This is a genomic window from Rhodovarius crocodyli (assembly GCF_004005855.1).
GTDB classification, from domain to species: Bacteria; Pseudomonadota; Alphaproteobacteria; order Acetobacterales; family Acetobacteraceae; genus Rhodovarius; species Rhodovarius crocodyli.
Window position 1 is genome coordinate 228530 of sequence record NZ_SACL01000006.1, and the last position, 19162, is coordinate 247691.

The window sequence follows — 19162 nt, forward strand, 5'->3', positions numbered from 1 at the left end:
GGCGCATATGCTTGAAGATTCCATGACGCTGCTGGCACCCCTGCCCCGTGGGGAAGGCGTCGCGCTGTGGCGCCAGATCGCCAGCCGCATCGAGGCACGGATCCATAACGGAGAGCTGGAAGCCGGCGCCCGCCTGCCCACCGAGGCCGTGCTGGCCGAGAGTTTCGGCGTGAACCGCCACACCATCCGCCGCGCCATGGAGGATCTGGTGACGCGCGGCCTGGTGCGCGTGGAACAGGGGCGCGGCAGCTTCGTGGCCGAGGATATCGTCGAATACCCGCTCGGCAGCCGCACAAGGTTTTCCGAGATCATCCGCGCGCAGTCGCGTGAGCCTTCGGGCCGCATCCTGCGCGTTTCCGAATCCGAGGCCGAACCCCGCATCGCGGAACTGCTGAAGCTGAAGCGCGGCCAGCGCAATGTCGTGATCGTGGAGCGGCTGGGCTTCGCCAACAGCAAACCCGTCACGCTCGGCAGCCATCATTTCCCGGCGCACCGCTTCGGCCGCATCCCGACCCTGCTGAAGGACAACCCGTCGATCACGGCGGCACTCTCATCCTGCGGCATCCCCGACTACCGCCGGCAGGTCACGCGCATCACCGCGCGCATGCCGACGCCGGAGGAAGCGGCGCTGCTGGAGCAGGCGCGCTCCCGCCCCGTGCTGCTGGCGGAGGCGGTGAATATCGAACCGGGCGGCACGCCCGTGGAAGTCAGCATCGCCCGCTATGCCGCGGGCCGCATGCAGATCGTGGTGGAGACAGAATGAGCGACTGGATCATCGAGGGCGGCGAAGTACTGGGCGAGGCCGGGCTGGCGCCGGGCGCGCTGGGCCTGACCGGCGGCAAGATCGGCACGCCCCCTGCCCCGCGCCGCTTCGACGCGGCGGGCTGCTGGGTGCTGCCCGGCATCATCGACATTCACGGCGACGCGCATGAGCGCGGGCTGCAGCCGCGCCCCGGCGTGGGCTTCCCGCCCGGCTTCGCGCTGGAGGAAAGTGCCCGCCAGATGCTGGGCTGCGGCATCACCACCGCCTATCTCGGCGTCACCCTTTCCTGGGAGCCTGGGCTGCGGTCGTTGCAGATGTTCCGGGACCTGCTGAAGGCCCCGCGCCCCGAGGGCCCCGACATGCGCATCCACCTGCGCATGGAGCTCGACAATTTCGACGCGCTGCCCGACGCGGTGGCGGCCATCGGCCTCGGCCGCGTGCATCTGCTGGGCTTCAATGACCACACGCCCAGCATCAGCAAGCATGCGGCCGAAAGCGTCAAACTGGCCAAATTCGCCGACCGCGCCGGCGTGCCCGCCGCCCAGATCCACGGCATGGCCGCCGCCGCCATGGCCCGGCGCGACGCCGAGCTGGTGCCCGCGCGTGAGGCCCTGGCCTCCGCCGCCCGTGCCGCCGGCATCCCGATGCTGAGCCATGACGACAACACGCTGGAACGCCGCCAGATGTTCCGCGACCTGGGCGCCACGATCTGCGAGTTCCCGGTGGTCGAGGAAGTGGCGCTCGACGCCCAGGCGCGCGGCGAGCATGTGGTGATGGGTGCGCCCAACGTGGTGCGCGGCGGCAGCCACCTCGGCTGGGCCTCCGCCGCGCCGCTGGCCGAACAGGGCGTCGTGACCATCCTGGCCAGCGACTACCACTGGCCCGCCCTGTTCATGGCGCCCTTCGCCATGATGCGCCGCGGCGTGCTGGATGTGGCGCAGAGCTGGGAGCTGGTCTCGGCCAACCCGGCCGATGCGCTGGGGCTGACCGATCGCGGCCGGCTTGCGCCCGGCATGCGGGGCGATGTGGTGATCGTGGAAGGCGGGAAGGAAGCGCCGAAGCCGGTCGCGGTGTTCACGCAGGGGCGGCTGAGCTGGGTGGCGCCGGGGGCGGCGGCGCGGATGTGAAGGGGGCGTTGCCCCCCTTTGCGGCTCCGGGGGCAAAGCCCCCGCCTGCTCACCGCACCAGGTGATAGTTCCGGTTGAAATACACCAGCCCGCCCGCATCGCTGCCCAGCCGCACCGCCTTCACCTCGGCGAACAGCACCTTGTGGCTGCCCTGCTCCACCACGTCGCGGATCTCGCAATCGAAGCTGACGGCGGCTTCCTTCAGCGCCGGCGCGCCGGTGGTCATCGTCTCCCACTCACCGACCGAGAAACGCTCTTCGCCGCTCATCCGGCCGGCGAAGGTGTTGGAGATGTCCTCCTGCCCCGCGCCCAGCGTGTTCACGCACAGCACGCCGTTGGCGGCGAAGGCCTCGGCGCCGCTGAAGTTGCGGTTCATGCAGACCAGCAGGGTCGGCGGCTCGTCGGTCACGCTGGTGACGGCGCTGGCGGTGAACCCGGCGCGGCCCGCCGCCCCCCCGGTGGTGATGACATTCACCGCGGCGGCCAGACGCGACATCCCGCCGCGAAATTCCTGCTTATCCATGCTCAACCCTTCCTGGCGGTCCGGACCCGCCTTATGTGCCGCCAGCATCCTGCGAAGTGCCCGCGTCGTCCATACTTTCAATCATAGCTATCAACCGAAGATGTAGCCCAACGGCCCGGACCGCGCCAGCATGGCGGCAGATTCCCAACCCAAGGAACGCCCCATGCCCCAGATCACCATCCCCGCCACCGACGGGTCCGGCAGCTTCTCGGCCTATCTGGCCGAGCCCGCGACAAAGCCCGCGGGCGCCGTCGTCATGATCCAGGAAATCTTCGGCGTGAACCGCACCATGCGCGCCCTGTCCGACTGGGTGGCCAGCATGGGCTTCTTCGCCATCGCCCCCGACCTGTTCTGGCGCCAGAAGCCCGGGGTGGAGCTGGACCCCGACCAGGGCCAGACGGAATGGGAAAAGGCCTTCGCCTATATGAACGGCATGGACCAGGCCAAGGGCGTCGAGGACCTGAAGGCCACCATGGCCGCCGCCCGCGCCCTGCCCGGCTGCAACGGCAAGGTGGGCAGCATGGGCTTCTGCCTGGGCGGCAGGCTCTCGGTCATGTTGGCGCTGGACAGCGATGCCGCGTGCAACATCAGCTATTACGGCGTGGGGCTGGACGGGCTGCTGGCCGATGCCGGCAAGATCACGGCACCCACGATCCTGCACATCGCCGAGAAGGACAAGTTCGTCCCCCCCGAGGCACAGGCCAAGATCAAGGCCAGCCTGGACGGCCATGCCGCCGCCCGCGCCTACATCTATCCGGGCGTCGACCATGCCTTCGCCCGACTGAACGCCCACAGCTACGACGCGCGCGCCGCGACCATCGCCGCCGGTCGGTCAGCCGAGCTGCTGGTGCAGACGCTGGGTTGAGGGTGGCACCGGGGCTCTGCCCCGGACCCCGGCCAGGGGCTTTGCCCCCGGCACCCCCACCAAAGGCCGAAGGGCCTTTGGAAACCGGGAGTTGAAAAGGGCGGGAGGGGACGATGTCCCCTCCCGCCCTCTTCAATTAGCTCATGGGTTCAAAGGGTCGTTACGACCCTTTGCGGGTTCCAAGGGCAGAGCCCTTGGTCAGGGTCCGGGGATGAAACCCCCGGTACGCCCTCAGTCGGCGTAGGTACCCGCCGCCTGGATGATCGGGCGCCAGCGCGCGATGTCCTGCGTCCAGAAGGTGCGGTGGAAGGCCGGGGTGGCGCGGTCCTGCGGCACCGGGCTGGTGCCCAGGTCGTTGAAGCGCTGCACCAGGGTGGGCACCTTCAACGCCGTCTGCAGGCTCTGCGACAGGCGGTTCACGATCTCGGCCGGCGTGCCCTTGGGCGCATACAGGCCGTGCCAGATGGAGACTTCCATGTTGGGCAGCCCGGCCTCGGCGGCGGTCGGGATATTGGGCAGGGATTCAACGCGCTGCGGCGTGGTCACCGCGAAGGCGCGCACGGTGCCCGCGCGGATCTGCTCGGTCGTGTTGGTCGTCTGGTCGCACATCAGGTCGACCGTGCCGCCCACCAGGTCATTCATCGCGGGTGCGGTGCCGCGATAGGGAACGGTCGTCATCTGCGCGCCCACGGCCGTCTGGAACAGCAGGCCGCACAGGTGGCTGGCCGCGCCCACGCCGGCATTGGCCAGGTTCAGTCCGGTGCCCTGGCGACGCACCAGCGCCACCAGCTCCTGCAGGTTGCTCGCCTGGATGTTCGGGCGCGCGATGATGGTCATCGGCACCTCGGTGATCATGCCGATCGTCTCGAAGCCGTTCACCGAGTCATAGGCCAGGCGGCGATACAGGGTCGGGATGGTCGCCATGCCGATGTGGTGGCACAGGATGTTGTAGCCATCGGGCCTGGCCTGCGCCGTGCGCTGCGCGCCCAGCGTGCCGCCGGCGCCGCCGACATTCTCCACCACCACGGACCCGCCCAGGTCCTTGCTCATCTCGGTCGCCAGCAGGCGGGCCACCGTGTCGGTGGGGCCACCGGCCGCGAAGGGCACGATCATGGTGATGGGGCGGCTGGGGTAGCCCTGCTGCGCCAAGGCCGGCGCCGCGAGCGCGGCCGCGGGAAGCGCCAGCGCGGCGCGGCGGGTAAACTGGGTCATAGACGTTCTCCAAGGCGTTCTGACACGTTCATGTGTTCTTCTTGGTGGCGCGGTCAAGCGCGGAACGTATCTGCCACCGCATGCATGCATGCGGGGCAGAGATCAGACATCAGTTGTTGCGGGAATGGGCGCTCAGCGCCCGGTCATGATCCGCTCGACCAGCTGCTTCACCGTGGGGATGAAACCGTTGGAGTAGAACGGATCGGATTTGAAACGCGGGGCGTTGTGGCCCGCGAACATCAGGTTGTCCTCGATGGAACCGCCATGGGCGATGTCCTGCAGGCCCTTCTGGATGCAGAAGCTGCGCGGATCGGCCTTCTTGCCGTTCGTCAGGTCCGCGGAATGCTGCGACCAGTTGGAGAAACGGCACTGGCTGAGGCAGCCCATGCAGTCGGCCTGGTCCTTCACCACCTCACGCGCGACCTCGGGCGTTTCGAACACCAGCGTGCTGTCGGGGGTGCGCAGGGCCTCGGTGAAGCCCGCGGCCTCCCAGCCCATGGCGCTTTCCTTGTCGTGCGGCGTGACGAAGACCGGACGGCGACGGGGGCCGATCAGGTATTCGGCGGTGTGGTCGCCCACGGCTTCCGGCGAATAGGCGATCTGGCGCTCGCTGCGGGCCTCCAGCTGACGCAGGAAGTCGTTGCGCACGGCAGAGCTGTAGAAGCCCGTGGGCGAGAAGTTCTGCAGCGAGACCGAGCCCGGCTCCAGCTCCATCAGGCGCTTCTTCCAGGCATCGCCGATCGGGCTTTCCTGGGTCAGCAGCGGGCGGGTGCCGAACTGGAAGGCGATGGGACCGAGCTCAGGGTTGTCGATCCAGTCCTCCCATTCCTCCAGCCACCACACGCCGCCGGCCATGATGATGGGCGTATCGCCCAGGCCGAAGGCGCGCATCTGCTCGCGCAGCGCCAGCACGCGGCCATAGGGGGCCTCGGGCTTGCGGGGATCCTCGCTGTTGGACAGGCCGTTGTGGCCGCCGGCCAGCCAGGGGTCCTCATAGACCACGCCGCCCAGCAGCTCGCTCACCTTGGAATAGCTGCGCTTCCACAGCGCGCTGAAAGCACGGCCGGAGGAGACGATGGGGTAGTAGTGGATGCCGAACTCGCGCGCGATCTCGGCCAGCTTGTAGGGCATGCCCGCGCCGCAGGTGATGCCGTTGATCAGGCCCTTGGCGCCTTCCAGCATGCCGCGCAGCACGCGCTCGGCGCCGCCCATCTCCCACAGGACATTGGCGTGGATTCGCGCACTGGGGCCCGCGATGTCGCGCGCGCGCTGCGCCTGCGCGATGGCGCCACGGATACCGTATTCGACCAGTTCCTCATGGCGCTCCCGCCGGGTGCGGCCGTGATAGATCTGGCGGATGACCTCGCCGTTCTCGTCGTAGCTGTCTGCGTTCACCGCGCTCAGCGTGCCGACGCCACCGGCGGCGGACCAGGTGCCGGCCGTGACGCCGTTCGAGACGGCGACGCCCTTTCCACCTTCCACCAGCGGCAGAACTTCGGCGCCGCCCATGCGGATCGCGTTGATGGCCTTCACGGCAGGAAATCCTCAGTAATACGTATGGGGGGTCACATAATAGCAAAACGGCCCAGACCCAAGGGGAGATCACGGGATGCGGCGTGGTCGGGGATGGTTTTATGAAGGCAGGGCCGGGCGAGCATCGTATTGCCGCGGGCCGAGTGTTCCGTCAGGGCCGCCCGGCAGGACCGGGCGCTGTCCGGGCATCCGCGAGGGGCTACGCCCGCCGAATGTTCCGGCCTCGAATTTTCGATGAAAATCAATGCCATCGCAGATGGCCGGGACAGTCCGGCCAGGGGCGCTGCCCCTGACCTATGGGGTCAGGGAGCAACGCCCCCTGCCCTCTACGGGTGACGAATTTTCAACCCGGCAGGCTCAGTCGCGGTCGCGACGCGGACGGCGCTCACGGCGCTCGCCGCGCTCACGGCCCTCGCCTTCCTCGCCCTCGGCACGGGGGCGGCGCTCGCCCACCTGCTCCGTGATGTCGGCACCGGTGGCCTGGTCGACCACGCGCATGGACAGCTTCACCTTGCCGCGGTCGTCGAAGCCGATGACCTTGACCTTCACGGCATCGCCTTCCTTGACGACGTCGGTGGTCTTGTTCACGCGCTCATTGGCCAGCTCGCTGATGTGAACCAGGCCGTCCTTGGCGCCCAGGAAGTTCACGAAGGCGCCGAAATCGGCGGTCTTCACGACCTTGCCCGTGTAGATCACGCCGATCTCGGCCTCGGCCGTGATGCCGCGGATCTTGGCGATGGCCGCGTCCGTGTTCTCCTGGCTGGCGGACGCGATCTTGATCGTGCCGTCATCCTCGATGTCGATCTTGCAGCCGGTCTGCTCGACGATCTCGCGGATCACCTTGCCGCCGGTGCCGATCACGTCGCGGATCTTCTCCTTCGGCACGTTGATCACGGTGATGCGCGGCGCGGTGGCGGCCACCTGGCTGCGGGCACCGGAAATGCCCTTGGCCATCTCACCCAGGATGTGGATGCGGCCGTCCTTGGCCTGGGCCAGCGCGACCTTCATGATCTCCAGCGTGATGGACGTGATCTTGATGTCCATCTGCAGGCTGGTGATGCCCGCCTCGGAACCGGCCACCTTGAAGTCCATGTCGCCGAGGTGATCCTCGTCGCCCAGGATGTCGGACAGCACGGCATAGCCGCGGTCTTCCTTGATCAGGCCCATGGCGATGCCGGCCACCGGACGGCGCAGGGGAACGCCCGCATCCATCATGGACAGGGTCGCGCCGCAGACGGTCGCCATCGAGGAGGAACCGTTGGATTCCGTGATCTCGGACACGATGCGGATCGTGTACGGGAACTGCTCCTTGCCCGGCAGGATCGGGTGGACCGCGCGCCACGCGAGCTTGCCGTGGCCGATCTCGCGACGGCCGGGGCTGCCCATGCGGCCCGTCTCGTTCACCGAGTAGGGCGGGAAGTTGTAGTGCAGCATGAAGTTCTCACGGTATTCGCCCGTGAGGCTGTCGATGATCTGCTCGTCCTGGCCGGTGCCCAGCGTGACCACGCAGAGCGACTGCGTCTCGCCACGAGTGAACAGGGCGGAACCATGGGCGCGCGGCAGCACGCCGACCTCGGCCAGGATGGGGCGCACGGTCTTGGTGTCGCGGCCGTCGATGCGGATGCCGGTGTCCAGGATCGCGTTGCGGACCACATCCGCCTCGAGCTCCTTCAGCAGGCCCTTGGCAGAGGAAGCGTCCTTGCCCTCGGCCTCGAGCGCCGCAACGACGGCCTTCTTGGCCTCGCCCACGGCCTTCTGGCGGGACAGCTTCTCGGTGATCTTGTAGGCCTCGGTCATGCCCGAGGTGCCGAGCTCCTTGATGCGCGCCTTCAGCGCCGTCACGGACTCGTCCTCACCGGCCAGGTCCCAGGGCTCCTTGCCGGCATGCTCGGCCAGCTCGATGATGCCCTGGATCACGGGCTGGAAGGCCTTGTGGCCGAATTCCAGCGCGCCCAGCATCACCTCTTCCGGCAGCTCGTCGGCCTCGGACTCGACCATCAGCACGCCCTCGGCGGTGCCGGCCAGGACCAGGTCCAGGCGGGACTGCGCGATCTGCGCGGCCGTCGGGTTCAGCACATACTGGCCGTCGATGAAGCCCACGCGGGCCGCACCCACCGGGCCGAAGAAGGGAATGCCCGACAGCGTCAGCGCGGCGGAGCAGCCGACCAGCGAGACGATGTCCGGGTTGTTTTCCATGTCATGCGACAGGACCGTCGCGATGACCTGCACCTCGTTGCGGAACCCTTCCGGGAACAGCGGGCGCAGCGGGCGGTCGATCAGGCGGGAGACCAGGGTCTCGTTCTCGGAGGGACGGCCCTCACGCTTGAAGAAGCCGCCCGGGATCTTGCCGGCCGCGAAGGCCTTTTCCTGGTAGTTCACCGTCAGCGGGAAGAAGTCCTGGCCGGGCTTCACGCTGCGGGCGCCGACCACGGTGCAGAGCACGATGGTGTCGCCCAGGCGCGCCATCACGGCGCCATCGGCCTGGCGGGCCACCTTGCCCGTCTCGAGCGACAGGATCTGGCCGCCCCAGGCGATGTCCTTGCGGAAATACTTGTCGAACATGCGTCGTCCTTCATGAGGTGCCCGATGGCACCCCGGTTCACGGAACGGCACGCCGGCCCACGCCATCACCCGCTGGCACGCGGCATTTCGGGCTATGCGGTGCGGATGGGCCCACCGCCCGGATCGGGGCGAGAGGTTGAGGCCGCCCACATGGCCGGAAATGCCATGCCGGGCCGGAGAATGCTCCGGTACGGGCGAAGCGCCGGCTGGGGCGCGCCGCTGTGATGGCCCCCCTCGGGGCGCATCGGCGGCCCCTATGCACGTTTTGAGGAGAAAAGGCCAGCATTGCGTGGGTGACGGCCGGCAGGTCGCCCCCGACGCTTCACCGAGCGGCTCAGATCATCGCTGACGCCGCTGCTGCAGGCGCTGCTCCCGCGTGCGCCCGCCCTGGGCCACAAGGTTGCGGCAGCGCGGATCATCGCCGATGCCGAATTGGATGGTGGGCAGGATAGCCAGCGGCACCGCAACGAAGCCCAGCGCCGCCGCCAGCCCGCCGCGGATCCCGAGCTCCGTGAAGTCGGGCGCGACGCTCGGGTTCGCGAAGGGCCCGGTGACGTCGATCGTGGTCGGCAGGGCGGCGATGGTGAGGCTTTTGGATTCCGTGTTCAGTTCCACGTCGATCCGCTCCTGCGCCAGGTTGACGGTGCCCGTGCCGGTGACGAGCACGTCCTCAGTGTCCAGCAGCACATTGCGCCCGGTCAGCACGCCGCGCTGCAGGCCGAGATCGGCAACGAAGCATTCGACGCGCGTGCGGTTCGGCAGCCCCAGCGCGGAGAAGACCGCATTCCCAAGACGGAGACCCGCGAGATCCACCAGCAGCGCCGACACGTTGCCGCCCGCCATGGTGAGCGTGACGCCGCCGTTGCCGCGTGCCAGCAGCTCTGCCAGCGACCGGCCATTGCTGGTCAACTGCGCGCGGCCGCCCAGGGTGCCCTGGCCCTCAGCCACGCCCGTGACGCCCAACAGGCGCGAGACGTCCACGCGCTGGAATTCCACGCGCATCTCCGTGGCCAAGCCGCCATTCTCCTGCGGGGTCAGCGTGGCGGTCGTCTCGATGCGGCCCTGGCCGACACCGAAGCGCAAGGGGTGCACGGTGATGACGCCGTCCACGATGTCCAGCGCGGCATGCAGATTGTCGAGCGGCTGGCTGCGTCCCTCGATCCGCCGGCCGTCATAGACCAGATGGATGTTGGCGGCGCGGATGCGCGGCAGGCTGATCGGCACGTCGGGCAAGGTGCGGCCGGAGCGGGCATTGCTTTGGCCCGGCTGCGGATTGCCGCCGATGAAGCCGGCCAGATCGTCCAGGTCGACGCGGCGCGAGTGCAGGTTGGCCGTGATCTCGGGCCGGGGGCGCGTGCTTTCGGGGTGCCGGTCGGCGGGAACGGTGGTCTGCGGTCCGCTGCGCGTGGTGCGGGGTGCCGGGGCCGGCGGCGGCGCCTGGGTGCGCGGCTCGGCAGAGGCCTGGCGCTGGCCGGGGGCGCGGGCGAGAGGCACCTCCGTCGCGGGGCGGGCGGCATTGGGCGCGACCACGATCTCGCCGCCGAGGTCGGTGCGGCCAACCGTGCCCTGCAGCTCGTGGAAGCGCGCCCGGCCTTCCGCGAAATCCAGCCGGCCGGCGACGCGATAGGCCGGCGTGGTCGGGATGGGCACACCGGTCAGCGGCATGAGCAGCTTCATGTCGGGCCCGGCCAAGGTGAGCCGGAGGTCAGCGCCGCGCAGCGCCAGGGGCTCCCTCACCGAGCCTTCCAGCGAGACCCGCGTCGGGCCGTTGGCGAGCTGGAGGCGCACCGGCCAGGGGCGGCTGGCATCCCGCAGCGCGAGCAACGCTCCGCCGACCAGCTCGCCGGTGATCGGCTGGCCGGCATAGCGTCCCTCCGCCCGCAGGGTGATCGTCGGATCCTGGCCCTCGGGCTCTTGCGTGGCGATCTGCAGGTTGAAATCGGCCTCCAGCGCCTGGAGCGCGACATGCGAGCGACCCTCCAGGATGCTCAGGCGCCGCACCACCGGGCCACCTGCCCCCGCGGTGCCGTCGCCGCCGGTCAGCGCGGCGAAGGTGAAGTTGTTCGTGCCGTCCTCGCGGGCCGCGAGCTCCACGGCCGGCTGGTGCAGGGCGACGGAGGGGATGACGATCCGCCGGTCACGGATCAGCGGCCAGGCCTCGACCGAGACCACGGTGCGCGGCACCAGGGCGAAGGGCGGATCGGCCGAGAAGCCCTCAGGATTGGCGATGCGCAGGTCGGTCAGGGTGATTTCGGGCACGCGGCCGAGCCGGACATGCAGATGCGCGATGCTCACCTGCCGGCCCAGCGCGGCAGAGGCGCGTGCCTCGACGAGCGGGATGAGCCAGTCCCAGCGGAAGAGCAGGACGAGAACCAGGATGGGCAGGGCTATGCCGATCAGCCACCACATGGCCTTGTGAGCGCGCATTTCCACCTCTGCCGATTTGGTACTCAAAACTCCTCGGCAGCAGTTGGGTTGCGGCGAGGGCGTGCCACGCCACCCCTCGCTCCCGCGGAGAGCGAAGGATCATGCGAATTGGGCGCCCCACCTTCGCAGGTGGGGCGCCCATTTCATCTATCGACATCAACGCGCTCAGGCTTAAGCGCGCCCAGGGGCAAGGCCTCAGGGCGTCCCGCCTGCCCCCAGGTCCCAGAACAGCCCCGCCATCAGCGCCAGCGCTTCCTTCGCGACCGGTGCCAGCAGATGCTCATCGGGCGCATGCTGCCCGCAGGCGGCGTAGCTGTGCGGCACCCAGATGGTGGGCAGGCCCAGGATATTCGCGAAGACATGGTTGGGCAGCGTGCCGCCGATATTGGGCAGCACGGCAGGCGGCCGGCCCAGGCTTTCGGTAACCGACGCCACCGCCCAGCGCACCCAGGGCGAGGCCGGGTCCAGCCGCGTGGCGGGGGCCGGTTCCGCCCGCATCGAGATCACATCCACATCCTTCAGCCCCACCTCGTCCAGCCGCGCGCGGATGGAGGGGATGATGCCCGCGGTATCGGTGCCCGCCACGAAGCGCAGCTGGACCACGGCGGTGGCCGTGGGCGGCACGGCATTGACCGGAGAGACCGGGTCGCCCGCCCCCATCGCCAGCACTTCCAGCGTGTTCCAGCCGAACAGGCGCTCGGCGGGGGTCAGGTTGTCGGCGCCCCAGGCGGTGTCGATCTCGGGGTCGGTCTCGCCACCGCCCACCGGCAGGCCGGCCAGGGCCGCACGCACCGAGTTGGGCATCGGGGGCGGCTCCAGCCCCGCCACCAGCAGCCGGCCGCGCCCGTCCACCAGGCTGGCGATGGCGTTGGCCACCATGGTGGCCGGGTTGCGGATCACGCCGCCCCAATTGCCGGAGTGATAGGCCTTCTCGCGCGCCTTGTATTCCAGGCGCACATTCATCGCCTGGCGGGAGCCGAGGAACAGGGTGGGCAGGCCTGCGGCCAGGCGCGGCCCGTCGGAAGCGATGAGCACATCGGCCTTGAGCGCCGCCTTCTCCGCCTCGCAGATCGCGGCCAGGCCCGGGGAGCCGATCTCCTCGCCCATCTCGCACAGGAACTTCACGTTGAAGCCCAGCTTGCCCTGGCGGGCCTGGATCACGGCCTCCAGCGCGGCGAGGTTGATGGTGAACTGGCCCTTGTTGTCGGCCGTGCCGCGGCCGTACCAGCGATCGCCCTCGACCACGATCTCCCAGGGCTCCAGCCCATCGCGCCAGCGGCCTTCCATCCCGCGCACCACATCGCCATGGCCATAGACCAGCACGGTGGGCAGGCCCGCGGCCTCGATGCGCTCCGCGATCAGGAAGGGGCCGGCGTCGGGCTTGCTGTTGGCCACGATGCGGCTGGTGAAGCCGAGCGCGGCGAGCGACGGGATCATCTCATCGGCCAGGAAGGCATAGAGCGCGGGCGCCTGCTCGGGCACCTGGCTTTCGGTGTGCCAGGCGACGCGGCGGGCCAGCACGTCCAGCAGGCGGCCGTCGTCGATGATGGAGGTGGCGAGGGAGAGGGCTGATTCGCGGGTCATGGCAGCAGGTTCCGGGATGCGTTACTTGCAAGAACAACGATGTAGTGATTCTTCTTTTTCTGAAGAAAAAGAAGCAAAAAGACTTTTCGAGTTCAGGGCACGCCGCAGGATAGGGCACCCTGAACTATCAGAAGTTTTTTGGTTTTTTTTCCAAAAAAGAACATTACTCGCTTCAATAAGCCCCCGCCCAGCCATCCCGCCTGGGATCGCTGCCGGCCATCCGCATGCCGTTCTCCAGCACACGGATGCATTCCAGGCTGCAGGTGCCATGGATGGGCCGCTGCGTGACCAGCGTGTGGCCCAGGGCGCGCAGCTTCTCCAGCACCTCGGGGCCGACATCCTCCTCGATCGTCAGCTCATCCTTGCCCTTATGCGGCCAGGTGGCGCTCTGGCCGGGCTGGTCGCTGAACCAGCGGGGGGCCTCCACGATCTGCTGCGGGTCCATGCCGAAATCGATCAGCGCCGAGACGGCCTGGAAATTCACCTGCACCTGGTTGTCGGCACCCGGCGTGCCCAGGATGCCCCACAGCTTGCCGTCCTTCAGGATCAGCGGCGCGTTCATGGTGTGGCGCGCGCGCTTGCCCGGGGCCAGCACGTTGGGGTGGTGCGGCTCCAGGTGCCAGGTCGCCATGCGGTTGTTGAGCAGGAAGCCCGCCTCGCCCGCCGTGACGCCGCTGCCGAAGGCCGAGTTCAGCGACTGGATGGCCGAGACCGCGTTGCCCCAGGCGTCCACGATGCAGAAGTATGTCGTCTCGCCCTCATTGGGGGCCGGCAGCTGCAACGGGATGCTGGCGGCGCGCCTGGGGTCGATCCTGGCGGCCAGCTTGCGGGCGTTGGCGGGGTCCAGGATCTCACTGAGGTCGCCGGCACCGAAGCGCGGGTCGCCCGCCAGCCGCTCGCGGTCCAGGAAGGCGAGCTTCTTGGCCTCGACCAGCGTGTGGATGTGCTCGGCCGAGAGATAGCCCATGGCCTTGATGTCGAAGGCCTCGGCGATCAGCAGCTCCTGCAGCAGCACGAAGCCGGTGGAGTTGGGCGGCGTCTGCCGCACCTCATAGCTCCGGTAACGGGCGGAAATGGCGGCCTGCACCTCGGGCTCGAAGGCCTGGATATCTGCCTCGCGGATCAGCCCGCCGCCGGCCTCGCTGGCCGCGGCGACCATCGCGGCGATCGGGCCGCGATAGAAGGCCTCGGCGCCGCCTTCGGCCACCATCTCCAGCGTCCGGGCCAGGGCGGGCTGCACCAGGATGGCGCCCAGCGCCGGCAACTCGCCATCGACCAGGTAGATGGCGCTCGCCGCCGCGTCGCGCAGCAGCACGGACTTCATGGTGTTCGCCATGCGGCGATAGGTGTGGGTGACGCCCACGCCCTCGGCGGCCAGGGCGGCGGCGGGGCGCACCAGCTCGGCCCAGGGCAGTTCGCCGTGCCGGCCATGCAGCTGCGCCACGCCGGCCAGCGACCCAGGCACGCCGGCCGAGCGATGCCCGCTGTTGGGCATGCCGTCGCGGTATTCCTCGGGGGGGGCCAGGGCGGGGGCGGTGCCGCTGCCGTTGAACACGGTCGAGACGCCGGTGCCCGCATCATAGAAGTGATAGAAGCCGTCGCCGCCGAGCCCCGACATGAAGGGCTCCGCCACGCCGAGCGCGAGGGAGACGGCGACCGCCGCATCCGCCGCGGTGCCGCCCGCACGCAGGGCATCGAGCCCGGCCTGGGTCGCGGCGGGGTGGTTGCTGGCCACCGCCCCCTTGCGCCCCATGATCAGCGGGCGCCAGGGACGGCGGGAAAGAACATCGTAATGGGTCATCTCAGATCTCCACCACGCCGCGGGGCGTGCTGAAACGGGCATTGAGGGCGGAAGGGCCACGGCGGAACTCGATCAGTGCCATGTCCTCGAACTCCATCACCGACAGCGCGGCCTTGGCGCGCCCCATCTCGGGGGCGGTGATGATCAGCTTCTCCAGCACCACGCCGCTGTCAGCCATGGTCTGGGTGGGGTGCACGCCCTCGGGCCATTCGATCAGGCAGGGCAGCGCCCCGCCGAGCGGCAGGGAGCCGTCGCGCGGGAAGGTGATCGTCCAGCTCAGCGCGCCGCGCGACATCAGGGCGGGGTCGCCCAAAGGCTCCGGCATGATGGCCGGCTTGCCGCGCGCGACCCAGGAGACGATGCGCGGCGGGCTCGGCGGATGGTCCAGGCCGAACCAGCGGGGCACGCCCGGGGGCTCACCGGCCGGGTCGGGGGCGATCACCTCGATGTAGCGGCCGGAGCCGGCCAGCAGCAGCCGGTTGTGGGTGGCCATGCGCGGATGCGCGCCGCCCGGTCCCATCGGCACGCCCAGCGTCTGCTCCGCGAAGGCCACGCCTTCTTCCAATGTGGTGGCGCCGATCGCCAGGTGGTCGAATTGCAGCATGGGCCGGAGTGTAGGGCCTGGCACAGCCCGCCGTCACGGAGGGGGCGGCGGCTTTTCCCCCGTTTTCAACGGCCTGGCCGGAGGATGACATTTCACATTCAAATCCCATATATGGGGTTGAATGACGACATCAGACACAAGATCATGTGTTTATCGACTCGCTGAACGACTCACAGGATCAGTCATGGACGGTTTGCCCTTCTCCACCTCGCCCCAGCCTCACGCCCAGCTCCGCTGGCCGGCGCCAGGGGCGAGCTTCGGCGAGGCACCCTCCCTGCCCCGCCCCCTCGATGCCGGCATGGGCGTCGCGGTCGCCCGCCGCACCGTGTTCCGCCCCGGTGACCGCGAGGATTTCGGCCGGGTGGCCGACCGCGTGGCCGCCGGCAACATGGGGCTGCTGGCAGGCGCCCCCGATGCGCGCCGCGCGCAGGAACAGGCGCGGCTGCGCAACGCCATCGCCAGCGGCGCGCTCATCACCTCCGGGCGGCACCTGCAGCATGGCGACGAGAGCCAGCCGGGCCGCAACATGGAGGTGTTCACCAACTGCGCCACCGCCATCGCCAGCTTCGCCAAGTTCTATCTGCTGCTGAACGGCAGCGGCGTCGGCCGCGCCTATGACGACGCGCTGATGGCCGTCGATTGGGCGCGGGCCCCTGCCCTGCTGCTGCATCTGGACCCGGCCCACCAGGATTTCCCGCGCGACCGCGCGGCACTGCACCGCTTCGCCTCGGAATTGGGCGAACTGCCCTGGGGCCACCGGCTGCAGGATTTCTCGGCCGGGCAGGAAAGCCGCATCCGCGCCCTGGCCGGCGAATTCTCGGCCTCGGCGCCTGAGGGCGCGCTGCGCCATGTCGTGGCCGACAGCCGCGAGGGCTGGGCCCAGGCCGTGGAGCTGCTGGAGAGCCTCGCCTTCGAGGGCTCGGCCGACCGCGTCCTGTGGCTGGATTTCTCCGCCATCCGGCCAAACGGCGCGCCGATCGCGGGCATGCAGGGGCGGCCTGCCTCGGGCCCCATCTCCCTGATGCGCGCCCTGCGCAACATCAGGCGCGAGGTGATCGAGCCTGCCCGCGCCGGCCGCATGGCGCGCTGGGAACAGGCGCTGCGCGTCGACCATCACCTGTCGGTCGAGGTGCAGGTGGGCGGCGCCCGCCGCGCCGCGCGCATGGCCACCAAAAGCTGGCGCGACCCCGGCGCGCTGGACTTCATCCGCATCAAGGAAGTGGGCGGGCTGTGGACCGCCAACCACTCCGTGATGGTGGACCGCGAGTTCTGGAAGCTCGCGCGCTCCGACGACGCGGGCGCCCTGGCCGACCACGCCCGCGCCGTCTTCGCGGAGGCCACCCGCTGCGCCTATGTGAACGGCGAGCCCGGCTTCATCAACGCCGACATGCTGGAGGACCATCGCAGCGGCGCGGCCTGGCGCAAGCCCGTGCATGAGGACGGGCGCGACCTGCGCAGCAGCCGCTACCAGGTGACGCGGGCGGCGGGGCTGCTGGCGCGCCTGTCCGCCATGGCGGCCGAAAGCGACTGCCCCGTCACCACCAATCCCTGCGGCGAGATCGTGCTGCATGTGACCGGCGGCTATTGCGTCATCGCCGATTTCGCGCCGCTGCTGGCCTGCCCGGTGCCGCTCGACGGCTTCGCCCCCGGCGAGGCCGACGCCCGGACCGCCCGCGCCTGGGATGCGCGGGTGGAGGATGCCGTGCGCCTGGGCGTGCGCTTCCTGATGCGCGCCAACACCATGGATGCGCTGTATGGCGAGGAGGTGCGGCGCACCAACCGCATCGGCATCGGCCCCACCGGCCTGCATGAATGGGCCTGGATGCGCTTCGGCCTGGGCTTCCAGGACCTGCTGGACCCCGCGCGTTCGGCGCGTTTCTGGACGATGCTGGTGCACCTGTCGGAGGCCGCGAAGGAAGAAGCCGAGGCCTATGCGGCGGAGCTGGGCCAGGCCGTGCCCTTCACCGTGACCACGGTGAAGCCGGCCGGCACCACCTCCAAGCTGTTCGGCCTGACGGAAGGCGCGCACCTGCCCGCCCGCCGGCAGTACCTGCGCTGGGTGCAGTTCCGCGGCAGTCGCGACGAGGCCGGCAACTGGGCTGCCGGCGCCGACCCGCTGCTGGCCGACTATGAGGCGCGGGGCTATCCGGTGCGGTCGCTGCAGAGCTTTCCGGGCATGAGCATCGTGGGCTTCCCCACCCTGCCGCTCGCGCAGCGCCTGGGCATGGGTGAGGCGCTGGTCACCGCCCCCGAGGCGAGCCCCGAGGAGCATTACCAGTGGCTGCGCCTGCTGGAACAGCACTGGATCGGGGCGTCCCGCGGCAACCAGATCTCGTACACGCTGAAGGTCTATACCGACCGGCACGGGCTGGAGGATTTCCGCGCCATGGTGCTGGAACACCAGCCGCGCGTGCGCTGCTGCGCCGTGCTGCCCAGCCGGCCCGACAGCGCGCTCGGCTATGAGTACCTGCCGGAGGAAGAAGTGCCGGCGGGGCGCTTCGCGGCAATGGTGGAAGGCATCAGCGACCCGGCCCTGCATGAGGTGGTGGACCTGGCCACGCTGCAATGCGCGAGCGGGGTGTGCCCGATCTGAGGCTCAGGGGCGTTGCCCCCGAGACCCCCACCAAGGGCGCTGCCCTTGGAACCCGCCAGGACACAGTGTGTCCTGGACCTGCCTTCTGTTTGGCGCCATCGCCTATGAAGGTGTTTCTCATTGATTGTTATAATGAATTTGGCGCCCGACCTGGGAAGGTGAGGCTCAAAACTACTATCAGGTCCAGGAGATATTATCTCCTGGCGGGGCTCCCCAAAGGACCATGGGGGGCAGAGCCCCTTGGTGGGGGCCCGGGGGCAAGGCCCCCGTCTTGGCGCCAAGCCCCACATGGTCGAACATGCGCCCCTCAATGCAGGAGCGCCCCATGGCCCAGACTTCGCTCGACCAGATCAAGACCTGGCTCGCCGACCAGAAGCCCGCGATGCTGGCCGAGCTGGAGCGCATGGTGAACACCGATGGCGGCAGCTACGACAAGGCCGGGGTGGACGCGACCGGCGAGCAGGTGAAGCAGTTCTTCGCGGGCCACGGCATCGCGACCGAGGTGGTCGCCGGCGAGAAGCACGGGGACTGCATCCGCGCCTTCGTGAACACCGATGTGGCCCCCGCCGGCAATGCCCCGCGCAACATCGTGCTGATGGGCCACCGCGACACCGTCTTCCCGAAGGGCGAGCCGGAGCGCCGCCCCTTCCGCATCGAGGCCGGCAAGGCCTATGGGCCGGGCGTGGCCGACATGAAGGCCGGTATCGTGATGAACATGTTCGTCCTCGCCGCCTTCCACAAATTCGGCGGCGCGCCGGGCCCCATGGTCGGGCTGTTCACCGGCGATGAGGAAATCGGCAGCCCCGAGGGCCGCGCGGTGATCGAGGCAGAGGCCCGCGGCGCCCGCGTGGTGTTCAACAGCGAGCCCGGCCGCCTGACCGGCAACATCGTGACCGGCCGCAAGGGCGGCGTGTTCTCCGTCTTTGAGATCACCGGCAAGGCCGCCCATTCCGGCGGCAATTTCGAGGCCGGCATCAGCGCGATCGGTGAGCTGGCGGCCAAGATCACCGCCATCCATGCCCTGACCGACCTCAAGCGCGGCATCACGCTGAATGTGGGCCTGGTCTCGGGCGGGCAGAGCGTGAACACGGTGGCCCCCTGGGCCAAGGGCGAGATCGACCTGCGCTATGTCCACCCCGAGGACCGCGACGAGATCATGGGCAAGATCCATGACATCATCGCCAAGTCCTTCGTGCCCGGCACCAAGGCGACGCTCGCGATCAAGGGCGAGTTCCTGCCGCTGACGCAATCCCCGGCCGCGGCCAAGCTGTTCACCCTCTATAAGGGTGCGGCGGCCGAGGCGGGGCTGAAGGTCGAGGGCGAGTTCTCCGGCGGCTGCGCCGACAGCGGCTTCACCGCGGCCCAGGGCGCACCCACCATCTGCTCCACCGGCCCGATCGGCGGCATGGCGCACAGCCCGGAAGAATACCTGGAAGTGGAGAGCTTCGTGCCGCGCGCGCAGGCGATGGCCAATGCGATCATGGGGCTGGAGGCGGCCGGGCTGTAAGTCGAGGGCTTTGCCCTCGCGCTCCCGCCAAGGGGCTCCGGCCCCTGGCGGGGCTCGGGTC

13 protein-coding genes are annotated in these 19162 nt (G+C 69.4%); 5 read left to right on the forward strand and 8 right to left on the reverse strand.

Annotation, left to right across the window (positions count from 1 at the left end):
* Window positions 1-7: 7 nt before the first annotated feature.
* Window positions 8-763, forward strand: coding sequence for a phosphonate metabolism transcriptional regulator PhnF (phnF, locus tag EOD42_RS17875; RefSeq protein WP_127788931.1), 756 nt, complete (start codon window positions 8-10; stop codon window positions 761-763).
* The gene (locus EOD42_RS17880) at window positions 760-1890 is read left to right on the forward strand and encodes an alpha-D-ribose 1-methylphosphonate 5-triphosphate diphosphatase (protein ID WP_127788932.1); all 1131 of its coding nucleotides are present in this window, start codon (window positions 760-762) and stop codon (window positions 1888-1890) included. Before phnF ends, EOD42_RS17880 begins: the two co-directional genes overlap by 4 nt.
* A gap of 49 nt (window positions 1891-1939) precedes the next feature.
* Here EOD42_RS17880 and EOD42_RS17885 read toward each other — a convergent pair whose 3' ends face one another.
* Window positions 1940-2413 (reverse strand): flavin reductase, encoded by a 474-nt coding sequence (locus EOD42_RS17885; protein ID WP_206020390.1) that lies wholly within the window; start codon window positions 2411-2413, stop codon window positions 1940-1942.
* 163 nt (window positions 2414-2576) lie between these two features.
* Between EOD42_RS17885 and EOD42_RS17890 the strand changes: the two genes are divergently transcribed.
* Window positions 2577-3278, forward strand: a complete 702-nt coding sequence (locus tag EOD42_RS17890; protein WP_127788934.1) for a dienelactone hydrolase family protein — start codon at window positions 2577-2579, stop codon at window positions 3276-3278.
* A gap of 231 nt (window positions 3279-3509) precedes the next feature.
* Here EOD42_RS17890 and EOD42_RS17895 read toward each other — a convergent pair whose 3' ends face one another.
* The 7 genes from EOD42_RS17895 to EOD42_RS17925 form a co-directional block, all read right to left on the reverse strand.
* The gene (locus tag EOD42_RS17895; protein WP_127788935.1) at window positions 3510-4490 is read right to left on the reverse strand and encodes a tripartite tricarboxylate transporter substrate binding protein BugD; all 981 of its coding nucleotides are present in this window, start codon (window positions 4488-4490) and stop codon (window positions 3510-3512) included.
* Between the two features lie 132 nt (window positions 4491-4622).
* Window positions 4623-6023: an NAD(P)H-dependent flavin oxidoreductase gene (locus tag EOD42_RS17900; protein WP_127788936.1), complete on the reverse strand. Its 1401-nt coding sequence runs from the start codon at window positions 6021-6023 to the stop codon at window positions 4623-4625.
* Window positions 6024-6380: 357 nt separating this feature from the next.
* Entirely contained in the window at window positions 6381-8585 is a 2205-nt protein-coding gene (gene pnp / locus EOD42_RS17905) for a polyribonucleotide nucleotidyltransferase (protein ID WP_127788937.1), read from the reverse strand.
* A gap of 339 nt (window positions 8586-8924) precedes the next feature.
* Window positions 8925-11012, reverse strand: a complete 2088-nt coding sequence (locus EOD42_RS17910; protein WP_127788938.1) for an AsmA family protein — start codon at window positions 11010-11012, stop codon at window positions 8925-8927.
* A 195-nt stretch (window positions 11013-11207) separates the two neighbouring features.
* A complete protein-coding gene (locus EOD42_RS17915; protein WP_127788939.1) occupies window positions 11208-12596 on the reverse strand; it encodes a M20 family metallopeptidase in 1389 nt (462 codons plus the stop codon).
* 172 nt (window positions 12597-12768) lie between these two features.
* On the reverse strand, window positions 12769-14397 hold the full coding sequence (gene ggt, locus EOD42_RS17920; RefSeq protein WP_164867997.1) for a gamma-glutamyltransferase: 1629 nt from the start codon (window positions 14395-14397) through the stop codon (window positions 12769-12771).
* Between the two features lies 1 nt (window position 14398).
* Window positions 14399-15001 (reverse strand): VOC family protein, encoded by a 603-nt coding sequence (locus EOD42_RS17925; RefSeq protein WP_127788941.1) that lies wholly within the window; start codon window positions 14999-15001, stop codon window positions 14399-14401.
* Between the two features lie 184 nt (window positions 15002-15185).
* Here EOD42_RS17925 and EOD42_RS17930 point away from each other — a divergent pair, with 184 nt between their 5' ends.
* Both EOD42_RS17930 and EOD42_RS17935 read left to right on the forward strand, forming a co-directional pair.
* Window positions 15186-17594 (forward strand): recombinase, encoded by a 2409-nt coding sequence (locus EOD42_RS17930; protein ID WP_127788942.1) that lies wholly within the window; start codon window positions 15186-15188, stop codon window positions 17592-17594.
* 325 nt (window positions 17595-17919) lie between these two features.
* On the forward strand, window positions 17920-19101 hold the full coding sequence (locus EOD42_RS17935; protein ID WP_127788943.1) for a M20 family metallopeptidase: 1182 nt from the start codon (window positions 17920-17922) through the stop codon (window positions 19099-19101).
* Window positions 19102-19162 lie beyond the last annotated feature (61 nt).

What these genes read in the sequence shown, in the direction of transcription:
- pnp (WP_127788937.1), bottom strand. Translation starts at nt 8,585, where the DNA reads ATGTTCGACAAGTATTTCCGCAAGGACATCGCCTGGGGCGGCCAGATC.
- EOD42_RS17910 (WP_127788938.1), bottom strand. Translation starts at nt 11,012, where the DNA reads ATGCGCGCTCACAAGGCCATGTGGTGGCTGATCGGCATAGCCCTGCCC.
- EOD42_RS17890 (WP_127788934.1), top strand. Translation starts at nt 2,577, where the DNA reads ATGCCCCAGATCACCATCCCCGCCACCGACGGGTCCGGCAGCTTCTCG.
- EOD42_RS17925 (WP_127788941.1), bottom strand. Translation starts at nt 15,001, where the DNA reads ATGCTGCAATTCGACCACCTGGCGATCGGCGCCACCACATTGGAAGAA.
- EOD42_RS17895 (WP_127788935.1), bottom strand. Translation starts at nt 4,490, where the DNA reads ATGACCCAGTTTACCCGCCGCGCCGCGCTGGCGCTTCCCGCGGCCGCG.
- phnF (WP_127788931.1), top strand. Translation starts at nt 8, where the DNA reads ATGCTTGAAGATTCCATGACGCTGCTGGCACCCCTGCCCCGTGGGGAA.
- EOD42_RS17930 (WP_127788942.1), top strand. Translation starts at nt 15,186, where the DNA reads ATGGACGGTTTGCCCTTCTCCACCTCGCCCCAGCCTCACGCCCAGCTC.
- EOD42_RS17915 (WP_127788939.1), bottom strand. Translation starts at nt 12,596, where the DNA reads ATGACCCGCGAATCAGCCCTCTCCCTCGCCACCTCCATCATCGACGAC.
- EOD42_RS17880 (WP_127788932.1), top strand. Translation starts at nt 760, where the DNA reads ATGAGCGACTGGATCATCGAGGGCGGCGAAGTACTGGGCGAGGCCGGG.
- EOD42_RS17885 (WP_206020390.1), bottom strand. Translation starts at nt 2,413, where the DNA reads ATGGATAAGCAGGAATTTCGCGGCGGGATGTCGCGTCTGGCCGCCGCG.
- ggt (WP_164867997.1), bottom strand. Translation starts at nt 14,397, where the DNA reads ATGACCCATTACGATGTTCTTTCCCGCCGTCCCTGGCGCCCGCTGATC.
- EOD42_RS17935 (WP_127788943.1), top strand. Translation starts at nt 17,920, where the DNA reads ATGGCCCAGACTTCGCTCGACCAGATCAAGACCTGGCTCGCCGACCAG.